The 18,140-nt window shown below is 54.1% G+C and carries 17 protein-coding genes and 1 pseudogene; 13 read left to right on the top strand and 5 right to left on the bottom strand.

What is annotated here, in order from left to right:
• Positions 1-223: hypothetical protein (locus HMPREF9007_RS11810; RefSeq protein ID WP_032850417.1), on the top strand; the 223-nt coding region annotated here is incomplete at its 5' end.
• On the opposite strand, the gene HMPREF9007_RS11815 is transcribed toward HMPREF9007_RS11810, so the two are convergent.
• The 5 genes from HMPREF9007_RS11815 to HMPREF9007_RS11835 are packed head-to-tail and all read right to left on the bottom strand — an operon-like array spanning position 206 to position 5,489.
• Positions 206-1,621, bottom strand: a complete 1,416-nt coding sequence (locus HMPREF9007_RS11815; protein WP_004325662.1) for a toxin glutamine deamidase domain-containing protein — start codon at positions 1,619-1,621, stop codon at positions 206-208. The two genes, HMPREF9007_RS11810 and HMPREF9007_RS11815, sit on opposite strands and share 18 nt — an antisense overlap.
• Before the next feature lie 17 nt (positions 1,622-1,638).
• The gene (locus tag HMPREF9007_RS11820) at positions 1,639-3,027 is read right to left on the bottom strand and encodes a DUF935 family protein (protein WP_008761787.1); all 1,389 of its coding nucleotides are present in this window, start codon (positions 3,025-3,027) and stop codon (positions 1,639-1,641) included.
• A 1-nt stretch (position 3,028) separates the two neighbouring features.
• Positions 3,029-3,454, bottom strand: coding sequence for a phage protein Gp36 family protein (locus tag HMPREF9007_RS11825; RefSeq protein ID WP_004327405.1), 426 nt, complete (start codon positions 3,452-3,454; stop codon positions 3,029-3,031).
• A gap of 18 nt (positions 3,455-3,472) precedes the next feature.
• Positions 3,473-5,041, bottom strand: coding sequence for a hypothetical protein (locus tag HMPREF9007_RS11830; protein ID WP_008761786.1), 1,569 nt, complete (start codon positions 5,039-5,041; stop codon positions 3,473-3,475).
• A gap of 1 nt (position 5,042) precedes the next feature.
• Entirely contained in the window at positions 5,043-5,489 is a 447-nt protein-coding gene (locus HMPREF9007_RS11835; protein WP_004327418.1) for a hypothetical protein, read from the bottom strand.
• 196 nt (positions 5,490-5,685) lie between these two features.
• On the opposite strand from HMPREF9007_RS11835, the gene HMPREF9007_RS11840 reads away from it, so the two are divergent.
• The 12 genes and pseudogenes from HMPREF9007_RS11840 to HMPREF9007_RS11890 all read left to right on the top strand — a co-directional run.
• Positions 5,686-6,723, top strand: a complete 1,038-nt coding sequence (locus HMPREF9007_RS11840) for a head maturation protease, ClpP-related (protein ID WP_032850416.1) — start codon at positions 5,686-5,688, stop codon at positions 6,721-6,723.
• A gap of 11 nt (positions 6,724-6,734) precedes the next feature.
• Positions 6,735-7,958 (top strand): BACON domain-containing protein, encoded by a 1,224-nt coding sequence (locus HMPREF9007_RS11845; RefSeq protein ID WP_004327420.1) that lies wholly within the window; start codon positions 6,735-6,737, stop codon positions 7,956-7,958.
• The gene (locus HMPREF9007_RS11850) at positions 7,958-8,422 is read left to right on the top strand and encodes an N-acetylmuramoyl-L-alanine amidase (protein WP_004327421.1); all 465 of its coding nucleotides are present in this window, start codon (positions 7,958-7,960) and stop codon (positions 8,420-8,422) included. The genes HMPREF9007_RS11845 and HMPREF9007_RS11850 overlap by 1 nt, the downstream gene beginning before the upstream one ends.
• 12 nt (positions 8,423-8,434) lie before the next feature.
• Positions 8,435-8,821, top strand: coding sequence for a hypothetical protein (locus HMPREF9007_RS11855; RefSeq protein WP_004327422.1), 387 nt, complete (start codon positions 8,435-8,437; stop codon positions 8,819-8,821).
• Positions 8,822-8,848: 27 nt separating this feature from the next.
• Positions 8,849-9,328: a hypothetical protein gene (locus tag HMPREF9007_RS11860; protein ID WP_008761784.1), complete on the top strand. Its 480-nt coding sequence runs from the start codon at positions 8,849-8,851 to the stop codon at positions 9,326-9,328.
• The gene (locus tag HMPREF9007_RS0125035) at positions 9,294-9,617 is read left to right on the top strand and encodes a hypothetical protein (protein ID WP_025066778.1); all 324 of its coding nucleotides are present in this window, start codon (positions 9,294-9,296) and stop codon (positions 9,615-9,617) included. The genes HMPREF9007_RS11860 and HMPREF9007_RS0125035 overlap by 35 nt, the downstream gene beginning before the upstream one ends.
• 11 nt (positions 9,618-9,628) lie before the next feature.
• Entirely contained in the window at positions 9,629-10,189 is a 561-nt protein-coding gene (locus tag HMPREF9007_RS11865; protein WP_216956119.1) for a hypothetical protein, read from the top strand.
• 3 nt (positions 10,190-10,192) lie between these two features.
• A complete protein-coding gene (locus tag HMPREF9007_RS11870) occupies positions 10,193-10,684 on the top strand; it encodes a hypothetical protein (RefSeq protein ID WP_004327425.1) in 492 nt (163 codons plus the stop codon).
• A 38-nt stretch (positions 10,685-10,722) separates the two neighbouring features.
• Positions 10,723-10,923: a hypothetical protein gene (locus HMPREF9007_RS11875; protein ID WP_005846360.1), complete on the top strand. Its 201-nt coding sequence runs from the start codon at positions 10,723-10,725 to the stop codon at positions 10,921-10,923.
• Positions 10,924-15,315, top strand: a complete 4,392-nt coding sequence (locus tag HMPREF9007_RS11880; protein WP_032850415.1) for a tape measure protein — start codon at positions 10,924-10,926, stop codon at positions 15,313-15,315.
• Position 15,316: 1 nt separating this feature from the next.
• Positions 15,317-15,781: a hypothetical protein gene (locus HMPREF9007_RS11885; RefSeq protein WP_004326780.1), complete on the top strand. Its 465-nt coding sequence runs from the start codon at positions 15,317-15,319 to the stop codon at positions 15,779-15,781.
• Between the two features lie 46 nt (positions 15,782-15,827).
• Positions 15,828-18,140, top strand: a pseudogene (locus HMPREF9007_RS11890) (hypothetical protein); the annotation flags it as partial.

Here is an 18,140-nt window from a genome sequence, read left to right as displayed (position 1 = left end):
TAAACAAGTGTCGGAATTAGCAAACAGTAGCGGTTACAACTCCGTTGTCTTATCAGCCAGTTCCCCTGAAGGAAGCATCTATTCCGTGGGCTGTGTTGACGGGGCTGGTTTTGAGTTGCCTGTCGGTCTTCCCGCCTTTATTCTGTTCGACGGCCAGTCCTGCCGTCTGGTGGACGGTGAGGAGGGGCTGGCACTTTCTTCCCGTTTATTTGGTGATGAATAGTCCCATGATTTTGGGATTTACCAGTTTGTTGTCTATTCTTATCACTCCCACACGGCCCGCTTTCATGCTCTGTATGTAATTGCTTGCATCATCCTTTCCGGTTTGCGGGTCAAAGAACCTTGTCTTTCCTTCAGTCACCTCCGCGCAGAACACGTGTGCGGAGCCGCCTTTCCAGGCACAATATATCTCGTATATTCCATCCTCTCTGAATTTTTCCCTGAAGTATTCCTTCAGCCGGTTTGCATTCATTACTTGATATCCCTTTCTGACCTGCCATTTATAGGTATAGTCATAATCCGGCTTTGTTCCGTCCCGGTTCAGGAAACGTTCTTCCCATGTGATACCTTGTTTTGCCATTTCATTGTATGCGCTTTGTCTGATGTTGGGTTTTGCCTCGATGTCAAACCCCAACCTTCTGAGCATGTGTGTCACGGTGCAGGTCTGGCAATTCACGCGGTATCCTTCTTCTTTTCCGAATTTCGGGTTCTCCTTTCCCTTGTTCGCCTGTTCGTATGTCATCGGCTTGCCTTTGGTAACGCCGAGTGCCTTTTCTATCTTGAGATTGTTGCAGGCGATGTCGGTTTTTTCCTCCAGCGTCAGGTTGTCCGGCATTTCGGCTATCATTTCGTTGATGCGCCTGGTCAGTGCGTCCACGGCTTTTCTTGCTCCCGGATGCGCTTCAGTAACGTAGGGGTGTTTGTCTGAAAACAGTTTGCCGTCTTTTCCCGGATTGTTTTCCAGACCGTCATGTGCCTTGTTCTGCCCGTTTTCGTCCGGTACTGCTGTCGGCGCTTCATCCGTTGATGAGAGCGTACACTTGCAGTTCCACCGGTCCCCCGGTCTGTGCTCGTTCCAGAACGGATCATCGACGGGGCGTATGGTTCCCCAGAATATTCTGTGGTCCGCTCCCGGATGTATGGATGTGGACGGCATCCATTTGAGATTCGGCAATATGTCCTTTTCCCTTTCGAACTGTCTCCAGTCCGCGGCCTGGTGTGCCCGTATGACGGCCGTGTCGTATTCTGTACGCAGCCAATGGATCATCTGGTGGTCGGCTATGGGCATGGCTTCCTTCACCCACTGTTCAAACGGCTTTAAACTTCCGTTTTTGTCCAGCAGCAGCGCTGCCATGTCGTTCTGTGCCCTGTGTACCTTGAAAGCTGCGAACACGGCGTTGTTCATTCGGATTTCACGGTAGAAGTCATAATCCGGATCATCGGTTTTCCGTGTCCCAAACCCCTTGTCGGTGGCTTTGTTCATCGTTTTCCACGTGGCCTCGAACAGGTTCTCCTCGATGTCGGTCATGGGATGGAAATCTTTGCTGTATATGTTCTTCAGGGCTTTCTTCAGTACCTCTTCATCGAACGAGAATAAAGTTTCCACCTGTTTGTCCTCCATTCTGTAGAGGTCGTTTATCACCATTCTAAAGCTGCCCCGTCTCTCCCCGGGGCTTTCCCGAAAAAACGTTTCAGCCAGTTGTATGCGTTTTTAAGGGCATTTTTCTTTTCTTTGGGTGTTCCTTTACCGTGCTTTTCCAGTTCCGGTTCTTCTTCCGGATCCGGTTCATCCTCTTCCGCCTTTTCGGTCTCTCGGGCCTTCGCCGCCTCGATTTCCGCCGCTTTCTCCTCCTGACGTTTCTTCAGCTCGTCATAGTTTGCCGGTTTCTCGATCCCGAATTCCTCGTAGAGGTAGTCGTCACCTACCGGCAGGTTGAAGTTCGTGCGCAGCTGTGTGAGGATGGACATCTTTTTCTCCGGTTCGATAAGCTTCTTTTCCGGATAGCAGAACTCCCCGCCTGTGGTGTCTATTCCGAGCATTGCGAATATGTCGGCCATGTCATAGTTGAGCACGTCGAGGATGTCCTGCCTGTCGGAGAGCGTCACTTTCTCCTCCACGTCCTTGTGTACGGTTCCCAGTGCCTGTGTGCCCTTGTCGGAGGCTTCGGTGGTGAGCGTGTTTCCGAGGAACAGCTTTGAGATTTCGTTGTTGCAGCGCTCGCAGAGTTTGTCGTAGAGGTCCGCGCTCCCTGTCTTGTTCGCGGCTTCCACGAGCTTGAGCACCGTATCCTCCGCGTGCACGAAAACCGACAGGCTTCCGGTGCTGTCCGCGTCGTCCAGCGCCTTCTGCCGTGCCTCGTCGTCATCCGTGGGATACGTGTACTCCCTGATGGGCGCTCCGAACACTTCCGCGAACTGTGCCCAGTCCGCCACGTCGTTACGTTTGTATATCACCCAGATGGCTGCTTTCACCAGCAGCCCGGGATCGTCGGGTGAACCGATGAACAACAGGTCGGGGTACTCGTCCCAGGACGTCCCGGTGGTGTCCGTCTGGTGCCGCAGTATGAGCCTGCGCACGGGATCGACGTGTTTGCGCGGTATCAGGTCGTAGTTCACCCATTCCCCCTTGCGGTAGAACTGCACGAGTGAGAACCCCCAGAATTTGGCGTCCAGGATGTCCCCTATGAACTTTCGGAACCATGGGGACCTGATCTGCTTGTTCACCTTCTCGTCCGGCTTCCCGTTCCTGCGGAATTCTATGGAAGATGCCAGTGCGGCATTCTTCCGTTTCTCTATGACACTTGTCAGGTGCGTATCCATGAGTATGTCGCTGAACAGGTCGTACAGCCTGAAGCGTCTGGAGTAGTCCACATTCTCGAAAGCCCTTACCGCGAGCATGTAGTCCGCTATGTCTATACCGAACCTTCTGGGCTGTGTCAGTATGATGGTTGCGGGTCCTTTCTGCCCGGGCCTCGGCAGGTTCCCGCTTTGGGTTATCTTTCCGGCCCCTTTCTTTCTTTTGCTCATATTACCAATGGTTTACACGTTTACGGTTGCTTTTGATAAGGAAATTGGATTTTGCCGCCCTCGTCTCTTCGGACAGCAGGGGCAGGCCGTCCACCGATATCTCCTCGGCCGCCACGGCTTTCAGCCATTCGACCGCCCTTTCGTGGCGTTCCTTCCGCAGCGGTGACAGGTTCCTCGGGTTATGTATGCAGAAAATGTGGTACACGGCTATGTCGATGGCCATCATCAGGACAAGCTGGTTGCGTTTGTCACCGGTTGCCGTGAATATTTTGTCACAGTCGTAACGTCTGGAAAGGTAGCAGCGCATCTCGGCGACGGCGCGGTCCTCGCATATCTCCACGACGGCGTCGTCCTCCCTTGTCAGTGCGTCCAGAATCTCGCGGTGTATGCTCGCGTCGTAGTCTGAAAGTTCGATAAATTTGCTCATAATGATAGGTATTGAAGTTTACACTCTGTACTTGTTTTGTGACCGCGTGCTTTTCCTTGTGACAATGACGGGCTGTTCCGACTGTCTGGCCTTGTGGTCTATAATTCTGTTTCCCCCCTCCACGCAGTCGGGTCCGTCTGCCGGATAGGTCAGTTGCAGGTTGAACAGCTTGAACTGTTCCGCCATCCGTTTCATGTGCGGGTTGTCCTTTTCGGCCTCGTTGAGTATCAGGTTCCCCTCCCGGTTGAGCGGTTCCAGGTTCGCCTCGATACGTGTGGCCTTGTCGGTTTTCTTCTCCTCGTCTCCGGTGATGTACAGTGATATTTTCCTTTCCCTGCGTATCCGCCGCACGATGGGCTGGAATACCTGCTGGAAAAAAGGATCCTGTAATTTGTTGTTCTCCATGTAACAGTACACGGTGGTTTTTCCGCCCACGAACTCCAGCAGCTTGATGTACCACTCTACAAATTCCGCGTTCAGCCCCCTGTCCAGGAACGTTTTTATCAGATAAAGCCTTCCCGCGAGTTTCCCGAGCAGGCACACCGTTTTGGTGGAACTTTTTTTCGTCTTGTTCTCTCCCGGTGCGGGGTCCCCGTATATCACCAGGAACTTGAACCTGGAGAGTGCCGGCACTTTCCCGTAGGTGATTTCCGCGAACACGCCGCCGTCCACCACCGGGTTGTTGAAGAACTCTTTCTGTGCCGCCGCCGCGCTCACCAGTGAAAGGAAGAGGTCGATATCCTCCTCGGAGTTCTTTTCGGGCCATACGGACAGTCCGTCCTTTCCCCGGATGTTGATGATATCCACGTGCCCGATTCCTTTCGCTTTCAGTTCGGTGGCCTTTTCGATGGCCCTTTTGATGCAGCAGTCCGGCGCGATGATGTTTCCGTTGAACAGGATGCGGTAGTTTCCCGATACGGACATGGTCGGTATCAGCGCCTCCTCCAGCCATTTCCATTTGGTTTTGATCCGTTCCGGATTCCGGCACTCCTCGTCGGTGTCTATATCGTCCACCAGAATGAAGTCCGGCCGGAAGTTCTTGTTACGCGTACCGCGCGGTGACTGCCCGGCTCCGATGGCGCGGAAGGAGCATCCGGACATGCAGGTGAACTCCCCGGTTTCCCACGCTCCCGGTTTTTTCTGCTGTCCGTAGTCCTGTATGATCCGCTGGTTCTCCTCGAAGTTCGCCATGAACGGCAGCAGTAGCCTTTCCGCATTGTCTGCCGAGTTGGAGATCAGCAGCACGTTGCGTATCTTTTTTGTCAGTGCCAGTTTGGATATCTCCATCATGGAGCGTGCGGATTTCGCCAGCTCGCGTGACCAGGCCCTTACCTCGTACCAGCGGTTGTTCCTCATCAGCCGCCCGGTGGCTTTTTTGTGGAAGGCGGCGGACTCGCAGGTGCAATACATGGCGAAGTAGTATTTGAACCACTCCTCGTCGTTCTTCTCCAGTCTTTCCCGCCTCTGCCTGATTTCCGTTTCCGTGTCCGCGGGGTTGATGTCCGAATGTTCGCGCACGGATGCCACCAGCTCGTTCCAGTTGTCCAGTGCGATCCTGTCCTGGGGTGTGAGTCTTTTCTTTGCCATGTCAGGATAATTTTGATTTGACAAACGCGTCCAGAAGCGGGGTGATCTCCTTCGCCTGCGTGGAATCGTAGGTCCGCACCCATTTGAGCAGGTCGGAGAACACGGAGATGATGTCCGCCAGCCCCACTTCTGTTTCCAGTTTCTTGATGGCGTTCGACAGTTTGGAAATGGTGTCCGCTTCCGCGGCGTTCGGGAACCGTTCCCCTTCCGGCTTTCCCATGATGGCGTTGTTGAGTTCCGCCAGCTGCCGGTACAGGTTCTTCAGCTGCTCCTCCCGTGTGATGGTTATGGAAGCCTTCAGCTGCTCCCAGTTTCCTTTGCCTATCCAGTTGTTCACAGTCACCCGTGAAACCCCCACACGCTCGGCTATTTCCGCCTGCGTGAGCGTTTCGCGGGTGTAGAGCGTTTTCGCCCATGCCTTTTTCTGCTCGTTTGTAAGTTCGGCCATATTACCTCCTTTTTTACGTGCAAAATTGATAAGGAAAAGGAGCGAAAAAAAACGCGCTCCGCATGATGACATTTTAAAGCGTCATGGCAATCCTTTAAAGTCTCCATGATGAAAACGCGGTTTGAAAAAGGCTTTTAATCCCCCTAATTTCGCACCGTAAACTTTGCAGGGAAGGACCTGCCAAAACGATAGTGACATGAGTAGATTTTTCAATATGATACCCGGAACCGATGCCTGTTGCATCCTTCTTTACGGTGACATCGGTGAGTATGGCGATGGTGTGCGCAGCGGTGATATTGCCCGTGAACTTCTGGAAGCGGAAGCCCTGACCGGGAAGGTGGACGTGCGTATCAACAGCAACGGCGGCGAGGTTTATTCGGGCATCGCCATTTTCAATGCCTTGAAGAACAGCAAGGCCGACATTACCATCTACGTGGACGGCATCGCCGCCAGCATGGCCTCCGTCATCGCCCTTTGCGGCAAGCCCGTGCAGATGAGCCGTTATGCCCGTCTGATGCTTCACAGTGTCCAGGGCGGCTGTTACGGCAACAAGGATGAGATGAAGGACTGCATCCGTGAGATCGAGGCGCTTGAGGATACCCTTTGCGAGATGTATGCCACCCGTATGGGCAAGGACAAGGAGGAAATCCGCGCGATGTATTTTGACGGCAAGGATCACTGGCTGCGTGCCGACGAGGCGCTGGCGCTGGGGCTTATCGACGGTATTTATGACGCTGACCCGGTACCGGAGGACAGTACCCCCGAACAAGTATTTCAAATATTCAATAACCGGCTGCACAAGCCACAAAACGAGAATAGCATGAATTTAGACGAACTCAAGAGACGTCCGCGGTTCAAGAACTGTGCGACGGATGACGATTTCCTGCGTGAAATCGGACTGCTGGAAACGGAGGCTGGCAAAGTCCTGGCCCTTGATGCCGAGGTCACCCGCCTGAAGGGCGAACTGAAGGTGTTCCAGGACAAGGCGGATGCGGATGACGCTGCCGCGCGTAAGAAACTGCTTGATGATGCGGAACAGGACGGCCGTATCGATGCCGCCACCCGCCCCATCTATGAGAACCTTCTGGCAAAAGACCGGGAGAACGGGGAAAAGGCATTGGAGAAGCTTTCCCCCAAACGTAGTGTCATGACCGACCTTCGTGTGAATCCGACGGGTGAAAGCCCCTGGAACAAGCGCATGAGCGAGATTAAGGACAAGTTGAACCATAAATAAAAATATTTGCCATGGCAATAGTAGTAAGAAACACGAATTACAACGGCGAGGTACTGGAGAAAATACTGGTCCTGGCCACCACCGGGAATGACCTTGTAGAAAAAGGTCTGATCATGGTGATCCCCGGTGTGGAGAAAAAAATCAGCTTGCCGCGTATCAAGACCGGCAAGATGCTCCAGAAGCGTAAGGAGAACCCGACTTTGGAAGACTCGAAAGGCAATTTCAATTACTCGGAGAAATCACTGGATCCGGAGGACTTCATGGCGTTCACGACTTTCAATCCCCGTGCCTTCGAGCATGTTTGGCGCAAGTGGCAGCCGAAGGGCAACCTCGTGTTTGCCGAACTTCCCCCCGAAGCGCAGAACACGCTTCTGGATGAACTTAGCAAGAGTGTGAAGTTCGAGCTGGGCTGGCATTACCTGAACGGCGAGTTCGGTTCGGACGACGACCACCTTTTCAACGGTATCCTGACCCAGGCGGCTAAAGATCCGGATGTGATCGTGGTTCCGGCTCCTTCCGATACTTCCATGATCGGCAAGTTGAAGGCTGTCCGCAAGGCTATTCCAAAAGCCCTGCGTGAGAATCCGAACCTGCGTATCCTGATGAGTATTGACGACTTCGACAAGTACGATGACGAGCTGACCGAACGCGAGTACAAGAACACGAGCGAGACGGACATCAACAAGAAGCGTTACAAGGGTATCACCATCGAGACGCTGAATTCCTGGCCTGATGGCCTTATCGTAGCCACGCTCTGCTCGATGAGCGCTGACGGCAACCTTTTTGCCGGTGTGAACCTCCAGGACGATGAGGAGGTGATCCAGATTGACAAGTGGATGAACTCCAGCGAGCTGTACTTCTTCAAGCTGCTTATGAAGGCCGACACGGAAATCGCCTTCGGCGAGGAGTTCGTGGTGCTTGACACCCGTGAGACTCCGGTGTTCAAGGTAGTGGAACGCAGCATTTCTGCCGATCCGGCCGCTCTTTCTTTCAAGGCCGCCGGTGAGAGCAAGGAGGTGAAGGTCACTGCCTCCGGTGATTACAGCGTGGTTTCCATTCCTGCCGGTTTCACGGCAGTCGGTACCGATGGCTCTCTGACGGTCACCGCCGGTGTGAACAGTAGCGGCAAGGCGGTATCCGGCACACTTGTACTGGGCCTGGACGCCGATCCGGAGAAGAAGGTGGAGATAGCACTGTCCCAGGCGGCCGTTGATGAAGAGGAAGGCGGTGAGTGATGGGAAAGCTGAAGTATCTTGTCATCCATTGCACGGCCACTCCTGAAGGGCGTGAGGTAAGCGGTGCGGAGATTCGCGCCTGGCATACGAACCCCGTCTCAAAGGGCGGCCGCGGCTGGAAGCAGGTCGGATATACCGACCTGTTCCATCTGAACGGCGGAGTGGAACGCCTGGTGAACAATAACGAGGACGCGAATGTGGACCCGTGGGAAGTGACCAACGGCGTGGCCGGTTACAATTCCGTGAGCCGCCATATCGTCTATGCCGGCGGGTGTGCAAAGGATGGTAAAACGCCTGCGGACACCCGTACCTCCTGGCAGAAAAAGGCGCTTGAGAAGTACGTGAAGGATTTCCATCGTCGTTTTCCCGATGTGAGAATCGTCGGTCACAATGAACTGGCGGCCAAAGCCTGCCCCAGTTTTGATGTACAGAGATGGCTTAAACAAATAGGTATAACTCAATAAATCAACAACAACATGAAAAGATTTCTTTTATTCTTTGTGCTGATACTCGGATTCGTGTCAGCAACTTTTGCCCAGACCGGTACAGTACCGGAAGTCGATTATAGCGCGATGATCACCACCTTTGCCGGTTTTGTCGGTGGCGTGGTGTTGCTCACGGAAGGGATCAAGGCCCTGTTTCCAAAAATGCAGGGCTTGGCGACACAGATTGTCAGCTGGTGTGTGGGCATTGTGGCCGCCATGCTTTTATGGTGGCTGGATGCGGGCTTTGTCGCTGATGCCACGTGGTATATCGCGTTGTGTTACGGGTTCGGTGCGTCCCTTGTGTCCAATGGTGTTGCCGATACGGGATTTGTCCAGTGGCTCATCGGACTGTTTGCGGGTAAGGATGCCGGTAAATAGGCTTTGACCTGAAAGACCAGTGTGCGTATGGACTTCAGTGCTGTCATGAATCTGGTGCTGGGCGGTGGTCTGGTAGCCACGATAATAGCCATCATCACCCTGAAATCAACGGTCAGGGAAGCGAGGGCGAAAGCGGAGAAGGCTACCGCCGAAGCCGAGACGGTACGGATTGACAATACCGAACATGCCACCCGTATCCTGATCGAGAATATTGTAGAACCCTTAAAAGAGGAACTGAATGAAAACAGGAAAGCTTTGCAGGCGACCCGGCGTGAAATGGCACGCCTCCGGAAAGCCATTGATACTGCCAACAGTTGCAGGCATCATGATGATTGTCCTGTTCTTTACGGGATGCGCGAGTACTCGAAAGAGCAGGACGGAGGTGAACCGGAACAGCAGCCTGTCGTCAAGCGCCGACAACGTGTCAAACGTGAGGCGGGGGGTGTTGATGGCGGGGATTCCGAAATCGGCGGTGAGCCTGACGATCCCTCCGGACAGCCTCCGTAAACTTCCCTCCGGTTCGTCCTACCATTCCAGGAACGGACAGGCGGGCCTGACGGTGAAGAGCGATGCGGCCGGCAATATCATAGCGGAGGCATCCTGCGACAGCCTCCAGCGGCTGGTACTGTGTTATGAGGAGGAACTGACCCGTATCCGTAATGAGACACATGAGGACTCATTCACAGTTGAAACGGAATTTGAACGTCGCTTTAGTCCCGTTAAAATAGCGCTGGCCGCTTTTATAACCGGATGTGTTGCCGGCATAGTATTAACTTTCAAAATCAAGAAACAATGAATAAGAATTTCATGTACGGCGTCGGTGCCGTGAAATACAAGGACTTTGTGGTGGGTTACATAGAGAAGAATTCGTTTGACATGGGCGGGCAGAAACCCGAATCCGCCAAAATCGAGGCGGAGCAGGTGCCGGGAACCCCGGTGCTTATCATTCCCCAGTCGAATGGCAGCATCGCCCCCACGTTCAACGTTATCCAGCTGAACTACGAAAACCTGCATAGCTTGCTGGGTGGTACCATGCACTACAAGGAAGAGGACTCGGAAAAGAAAACCCCGATTGGTTGGACTGCCCCGACGGCAGCCGTGTTGCTGACCGGTCCGTGGGAAATAGCCCTTGTTTCGGGGCAGAGCATCCTGATTCCCAATGGCACGCTACTTTCCAATCTCGGCGGCAAGCTGACCCTGACAGAAACGGCGAAAATCGAATGCACGCTGGAAGTGGCCATGCCGGAAGACGGCTCCCAGCCCCATGGCGTATTCAATACGGATTCTATCCCGGAAGAGTGGAAACAGTATAAACTGCCTCCTGCTGAATCTGCCGCTGCTGCTTCCACTAACTCGGCCGAGGAGTAGCGTATGGACGAAGCTGTCATCAAGCAGATCCAGCGTGAGGGTGCGGACGCGCTGCTGGATATCGGTGTGAGCGTCCCGCTGAAAGCGTTTCATATCCCTTTCAGGAAATCCCCGCTGGAGCTGCGCGTGACCATGAGGCGGCCTTATATGTCCGGTCAGATTCTTTTTGCCCGGACATATTTGTCGATGGGGATCACCAGTGAGGAGATGTGGGGGTTCAGCAAGGAGGAGGAAATGCAGTTTCTGGCCTCTCACGGCAAGGCGGTGAGCCGTATGGTGGCCTATACCCTTTGTCGTGGCCCTTTCAGCCGCCGCGTGCTTTTGCGCCCGGTGGCATGGCTCATAAGGAACTTCATGGAACAGCGTTATCTGGTGGGTGCGATCAAGCGTTTTGTCAGCCTGATGGGTACCGACCCTTTTATACCTATTATCAGATCAGCCGAGCGGACGAATCCGATGAGCTTGAGACTGAGCCAAAGAAAGAAGGGGAGTTAAAGAGCCGTTATGAAGGCTCCCATAGCCCTTTCGGTTTTGTGTGGCAGATTGCCAGTGCTACCGGCTGGAGCGTGGACTATATACTGAACAAGGTGAATTACCAGACCCTGATCATGATGCTTAGTGACGCTCCCCGGTATGTCCGTGACAAGTCCGGATCTTCCGGTCCTGCGGATGAGCGGAGCGCCGAGGATGAAGCGGATGGAATAGTAGGATTTTTTCAAAGCAAGCTAAAATAGATGAAACCGGTACAAATAGAATTCCTTATGGTGGACCATTTGAGCGCCCGTCTTGACAAGGCCGTGGGCAAGATCGAGCGGATGTCCCAGCAGGCATCGTCCGCCAACAGACAGATCCGGGAACTTGACAGGAGCGGTTCCCTGTTGAACAACACTGTCGGCAAGCTGGCGGCCGCCTTTACTATCAAGGAGCTGGTGTCGAACATCACCAAGGTACGCGGCGAGTTCCAGCAGCTGGAGGTGTCGTTTCAGACCATGCTCGGCAGTGCGGAGAAGGCCGACACCCTGATGCAGCAGTTGGTACATACGGCCGCGACCACTCCTTTCGGCCTGGAGGATGTCGCGCAGGGTGCCAAGCAGCTTCTTGCCTACGGGTTTGGAGCGGAGAAAGTGAACGAGACGCTGATCCGCTTGGGTGACATCGCTGCCGGACTTTCCATCCCTTTGAACGATCTGGTCTATCTTTACGGCACCACCATGTCCCAGGGACGGCTTTATACACAGGACCTGAACCAGTTCACCGGCCGGGGCATCCCTATGATCGCCGAACTGGCCAAGCAGTTCGGCGTGGCTGAAAGCAAGGTGAAGGAGCTTGTGGAGGAAGGCAAGGTCGGTTTTCCCGAAGTGCAGAAGGTCATAGAGAGCCTGACGGACGAGGGCGGAAAATTCGGTGGTCTGATGGAGGCACAATCCAAAACGATAACCGGACAGATCTCCAATATAGAGGATGCCGTTTCAATGATGTTCAATGAAATCGGGCAGCAGTCGGAAGGTGTCATCAACACCACGCTTTCCGGTGTTTCCTACATGGTGGAGCATTACGAACGTTTCGGTCGTATCCTGCTCGGGCTTGTCGGCACGTATGGTGTGTACCGGACTGCCGTCATGACAGTCACGGCCGTGAAAGGCTGGGCGGTGGCTGCGGAGGCGTTGCATTACAACTGGCTCCTGCTGGTTGAGAAAGCGCAGAAAATGCTCAACCGGACCATGCTTTCCAATCCCTATGTGCTGGTTGCGACCCTGCTTGCCGGTGTTGCCGTGGCACTGATCTCCATGAAGACGGAAACCGAACGTTTGCAGGAATCCGAGGAAAGGTATCAGCAGCAGAAGCAGAAAACCATAGAGGCCGAGGAAGAGCACAGGCGCAAAATAGAGGAACTGTGTTCCATTGCCGGGGATGAAGCCGTGTCCACGGATGCCCGGCGTGAGGCGCTAAACAAGCTGGAACAGAAATATCCGGATATATTCTCCAAATACGACACCGAGTATGAGAAACTGAAGAATATCAAGAAAATCAAGGAAGAGATAGCCCGATTGGAAGCCGGTGAGTCCATATCCAATCCCGCCAATGAATTGAAACGTGTGGATGACAGGATAAAAGAACTTGAAGGCAAGACCCGGTTGGCAACCGAATATTACCAGGACAGCTACGGGCGGCAAAGAGCCCGATATGTCCGGAAATCCGCACGTTTAAGGGATGAGGAGGCAGAGCTTCAGAATCTGTACGGAAAACGCAAGAGCCTGAACGGACAAATCCGCAAGGACGAGGTAAATGCCTATTTCGAAAACCTGACCGGTGTGAGTAACGAGACCCTTGCACAGCAGATAAAGCAGCGTAGAACCCTGCTTGCCCGGATGTCTGTCCAGGAGAAGGAATACGGAAAGATTACGCAGGGTGACGAAAATCTTACCGGAACTTATTCCCGTGACGAACTGAAGTATCAGCTGAACAAACTGGTTTCGGAACAAAACCGGCGTAACCTGCCCACGGATTCAAGCATTGACTGGGTGGCTGCGGCAAAAGAGAAATACCAGGATGCGCTCAAGGCTTATAACGCCTTTCTTCAGGAAACGTCCAACAGCCTTTCCCGTGAGGAGTTTGAGAAGAAGGCGAAAGAACTGAAGGATGCCGTCGATACTGCCAAAAAGGAGTACGACAAGGTCAAGCCCGGTGAGGATAAGGATTCCGAGGCCGAACGGAAGAAGGCGGACAAGGCGGAGAAAGAAGCCCAACGCCGCAAACAGGTTTCTGAAAAGCTGGGCCAGGAACTCGCCGGGCTGCAAAGGAAGAATGACGAGGCGGAGATTGAGATGATGACCGAGGGGCTGGAGAAGAAGCTGCGCCAGATAGACAATGAATACCAGGCACGCAAGGATGAAATAGCCAGGCAGGAAGCCGGTTGGAAACGTGACAACGCGAAAGCGGGGCAGTCCGGTTCGCTGTCGGAAGATCAGCAGTCCGAAATAGACAAGGCCCGTGAGCTGAACGAGTCCGGCCGACAGAAGAAAATAGCGGAAGCTTATCGGGAAGAGTTCGGAGTGATGCAGGAATATTTGCAGGCCTACGGCACCTTCCAGCAGCAGAAACTCGCCATCGCGACCGAATATGCGGAAAAGATACAAAAGACGACGTCCGGCAGCGAGAAGCTCTCTCTCGGTGTTGAACGTGACAGCAAACTTGCCGGCATCGAAGTGCAGGAACTGAAAGCCCGTATTGACTGGGGTACTGTCTTCGGTGAATTCGGCGGGATGTTTTCCGATATGATAAAGCCTGTATTGGCGGATGCCAGAAAATACATGCTCACTGACGAGTTCCGAAATGCCGACCATGCCAGCCAGGACGCGCTTGTCTCTGCCGTCCAGCAGATGGAGAGGGCTTTGGGCGGTTCCGGCAAGGTCAGTTTCAAGAAACTGGGTGCCGAGGTTACTGCCTACCAGAAAGCCCTTTCAGACCTGAAGGAGGCACAGGCGGTGTATGCGGACACCTATACGGCACTCATTGCCGCCCAGAAATCATACATTGAGGCGCAACAGTCCGGAACCGAACAGGAGAAGGAGTCCGCCCGGCAAGCCCTGGAAACGGCGCAGGCTAATGCCGATGCCGCGAGTGAGAATATAAACGCCTTGCAGGAAACGGCTGACAGTGCCCGGCAGTCCCTCTCGAATACTGCCTCCGGTCTGAAGACCAGTATGGAGAATGTGAGGGACGGATTGCAGCAGATTGCCTCCGGCAGTATCAGCGGGGCGTATAATGGCCTGATCACACTCGGCAAAGGTGCCAAGGAAGTGGACGGCAAACTGGGCGAGGCTTTCGGAAAGGTTTCCGAAACACTTGAGGATGTGCCTGTTGTCGGCTGGATTGTAAGTATTATAGACCTTTTCAAAGATGGTTTGAGTGTGGTCATCGGTGGCCTGCTCGACGCGGTGTTCAATGCCGTGAGCGGTATTCTTGACGATGTGCTTTCCGGTGATCTTTTTGTGACTATCGGAAAATCGCTGCTTTCCGGTGTGGGCAAGATATTCGACGCATTGACCTGGGGCGGATTTTCCTCCTGGACGACTTCAAGCAATGCCAAAGAGGTCCAGGAAACCATCGACCGGCTGACCGAGCGCAACGAGACCTTGCAGACGGCTATCGAGGACCTGACGGAGGAGATCAAGGCGAGCAAGGGTACAAAGTCCGTGGCCGCCTACCGGGATGCCTACAGGCTCCAGCAGGAGACGAACTCGAACTATCTGGACATGGCCATGTCGCAGGCCGGCTATCACGGTTCGCATCACAGCTGGAATTATTACTGGGGCGGTTTCTCACAGGAACAGATTGACCGTTTGAGCGGTCAGATCGGGCGTAGCTGGAACGGTGACATCTGGAACCTAAGTCCGGAGGAGATGAAGAAGTTGCGCAGTAACGTGGACATGTGGACGCAGATCCAGGATACCGGCAAGGGCGGATATGGAGGTCGTCTGACCGAGAAGCTGGATGACTATATCGACCAGGCGGGCAAGCTGGAGGAACTTACCGACCAGCTGTATGAAGGTCTCACCGGTATTTCCTTCGACAGCATGTACAGCAGTTTCGTGGATAACCTGATGGATATGAAGTATGATGCCGCAGCCGCGGCGGAGGACATATCCGAGTATTTCATGCGTGCGATGCTGTCAAACAAGATCGGTGAGCTGTATTCCGACAAGCTGAAAGGCTGGTGGGAGAAATTCGGCAAGGCGATGGAAGACAATGACCTTACAGAAGCCGAGCGTAAGGCCCTCCAGGACGAGTACATGAAGTATGTCGAGGAAGCCATCGCTCTTCGTGACAATCTTGCCGCGGCCACCGGGTACGATAACTCGGGCGGTACGAGCCAGAGCGCCAAAACCGGCGGTTTTTCAGCCATGACACAGGACCAGGGTACAAAACTGGACGGCATGTTCACCAGCGGGTTGCAACACTGGTCGAGCATCGATGAGAAGATGGAGAGCGTCATCGACAAGATGAACACCGCCGAGGGGCATCTTGCCCGTATCGAGGAGAACACCGGCACGAGCGCGTCGCACCTTGGCAAAATAGAGGAAGAGATTCGTAAAATCAATCGTGACGGAGTAAAATGCAAATGATATGGAAAAGATATTAGGCGGTCTGGTACTTGTCAACGGTACCGACATCTGGAGTACATACGGGGTGTTCCTCGTTGAGGACAAGCGCGGCGGGATGGATAACCTGACCGCCATCCTGACCCCGAGCAAGACGAAAACGGACACGGCTGTGAATATCCGGGAGGAGGACGGGGAGAAATATTCCTCCGTGCTGACGCCCAGGAACGAGGCCCGTGACGTGACGCTTCATTTCGCCCTGTTTGGCAAAACGCAGGCCGGCTGGCTGAAGAAGTATTTCGAGTTCATCAATTTCCTGAAGAAAGGCCGTGACGGGTGGCTTGAGATTTCCTTTCCCCAACTTGCCCTGACTCTCCGTGTGAAATATACGGATTGCAGCAAGTTCCAGCCTCTGACCTATCTCTGGAAGGAAGGCGTGCACGCCGGCAAGTTCAAGGTGAAGTTCCGGGAACCTGTCCCGGTCATATAAATGTGATTCAAACCCTATTCAAACGACGTTTAAACAAGATACAGACATGCTGACCATCTATGACAGCAACGGCAACAGACGGACCGATATCGAGGCGGGCGACAGCTCCACCCAGGTGAAGGAGGTGCAGGGTGACAATGTCCTGACACTCTCTTTCACGCATTACGAATATATCGCCCTGGACGTGAATGACCGGGTGGACTTTGAGGGTGAGCGCTACTGGCTGACCGAACGGTACATCCCGAAGCAGAAGAGCGGCCAGGAGTGGGTATATGATTTGAAGTTTTACGGTATCGAGAGCCTGGTGAGACGTTTTCTTGTGCTGGAGACCACCGACGGGAACACCGAGCCTGTGTTCACGCTGACAGCGACTCCGCGTGAACACGTGGCCATGATCGTGAAGTGTATCAATGACGGAATGAACCACACCACCGACTGGAAAGTGGGGCGGGTGGACGGTACGGACCTTATCGTCATCGATTACGAGGGGAAGTACTGCAACGAAGCCCTGAAAGAGATAGCCGAAGCGGTCGGCGGGCAGGCTGAATGGTGGGTGGAAGGCCAGACCGTGAACGTGTGCCGGTGTGAGCATGGCGAGGAAATAACGCTGGGCTACGGGAAGGGACTGACCGGAATCGAACGCGACACGACGGGTACCGACAATTTTTATACCCGGTTGTTCCCGGTAGGCAGCACGCGGAACATAGATCCGTCAAAATACGGGCATAGCCGCCTGATGCTTCCGGGGGGCAGGCAATATGTCGAGATACATACGGAGGAGTACGGCATCTATGACCGTTACGAGCAAGACGCCTTCAGCGGCATTTATCCCCGCAGGATCGGGGCTGTCAGCAGTGTGCGCAGCGAAGATGTGAAAGATGACGACGGCAACCCTTTCACGGTCTATTATTTCAGGGACGACAGCCTGAATTTCGATCCGAACGATTACGAGCTGCCCGACGAGACCAAACGTGTATCGTTCCAGGACGGTGACCTTTCCGGACTGGGGCAGGGTGAGGACCACTATTTCGAGGTGAATTTCAACAGTGCCACCCGTGAGTTCGAGATTATTACGATATGGCCCTATGATGATGACACGCAACTCCCCGGCGGCAAACTTATTCCGAAATCCGGTGACCGTTATATTCTCTGGAATATCCGTATGCCGGACGAATATTACCCGCTTGCCGAGGAGGAGTTTCTTACGGCGGTGGAACAGTTCAATACCGAATGCTGGCAGGATCTTGCCGTTTACAAGGCCCCGACCGACCATGTGTGGATTGAGGAGAACGGTGTTTCCCTGTCCGTAGGCCGCCGTGTGAGACTTGAAAGCGAGGAGTATTTCCCCGAAACCGGTTATCGCAGCAGCCGCATCACGAAAATTACCCGGAAGGTGAACCAACCCGGGGAGATGGACATCGAGATCAGCGATGCCCTGCATAGTGGTGCGTTTGAACGGGTGAATGACAGTATCGGGGAACTGAAAAACTATACGAAGTCAAAGGCGGAGGGTGCCGCGCTTCCTGACATTATCCGTAGCTGGGACAAGACACTGCCTACGGACAACAATCTTTTTTCCGCGCGGAGAAGTCAGGCGGAACACATCAGCAAAAAAAAGAATGACCGTGCAAAGGGGAAGATCACCTTCGAAGCGGGAGCCTCTTTCGGACAGGAGGATAATGCGGGTATTGATGACAAGGGCAATGCCGAGTTGCTGACCCTTGTCGTGCGTGAGTTCCTTCGCAGCCCGAAATTCGTGGACGGTCTTTTCGGTGAGGGGTGGCGGCTGTGGATGGAGGACGCTTTGTCCCATCTTACCATCGACAAGCTGACGGTACGCCAGGTCATGGTAGTATTGGAGCTGCTTATCGAGAAGGTACGCAGCGTTGGCGGCCAGCTGTGCGTCAGCGCCGCCAACGGGAAAATAAAGACCGCCGTACTTGAGGACGGTTACTGGAGGATCACTTTCGAGCAGGACAACAGTTTCCAGGCCCATGACCTGATGCGCTGCGCCACGTTCAGCGGCGGGAACCTGAAAGGGTACTGGGTGGAGGTGGCCGGCGTGGAGGGTGACTCCATTCTCGTAAGTGAGGATGAATTTTCAGGTTCCCTTCCGGAGGCCGGTGACGAGTGCGTGCTGATGGGCAACACGGAGAACCCGCTGCGTCAGAACCTGATCCTGATCTCCGCCACCGAGGACGGTCAGCCCCGCGTGGACGTGATGGACGGGGTGAAGGCGAAGAACTTCACCGGCTGCCTTCGTGCGCGCCTGGGCAACCTGGACGGCATCAGCGATGACTGGTTCCCGGCTGACAACCAGCCGCACGGCAACGGCCTTTACAGCGACAACGCCTACCTG

Source organism: Bacteroides sp. 1_1_14, assembly GCF_000162515.1.
Taxonomy (GTDB): domain Bacteria; phylum Bacteroidota; class Bacteroidia; order Bacteroidales; family Bacteroidaceae; genus Bacteroides; species Bacteroides thetaiotaomicron.
This window is presented reverse-complemented; position numbering and strand designations above follow the sequence as displayed.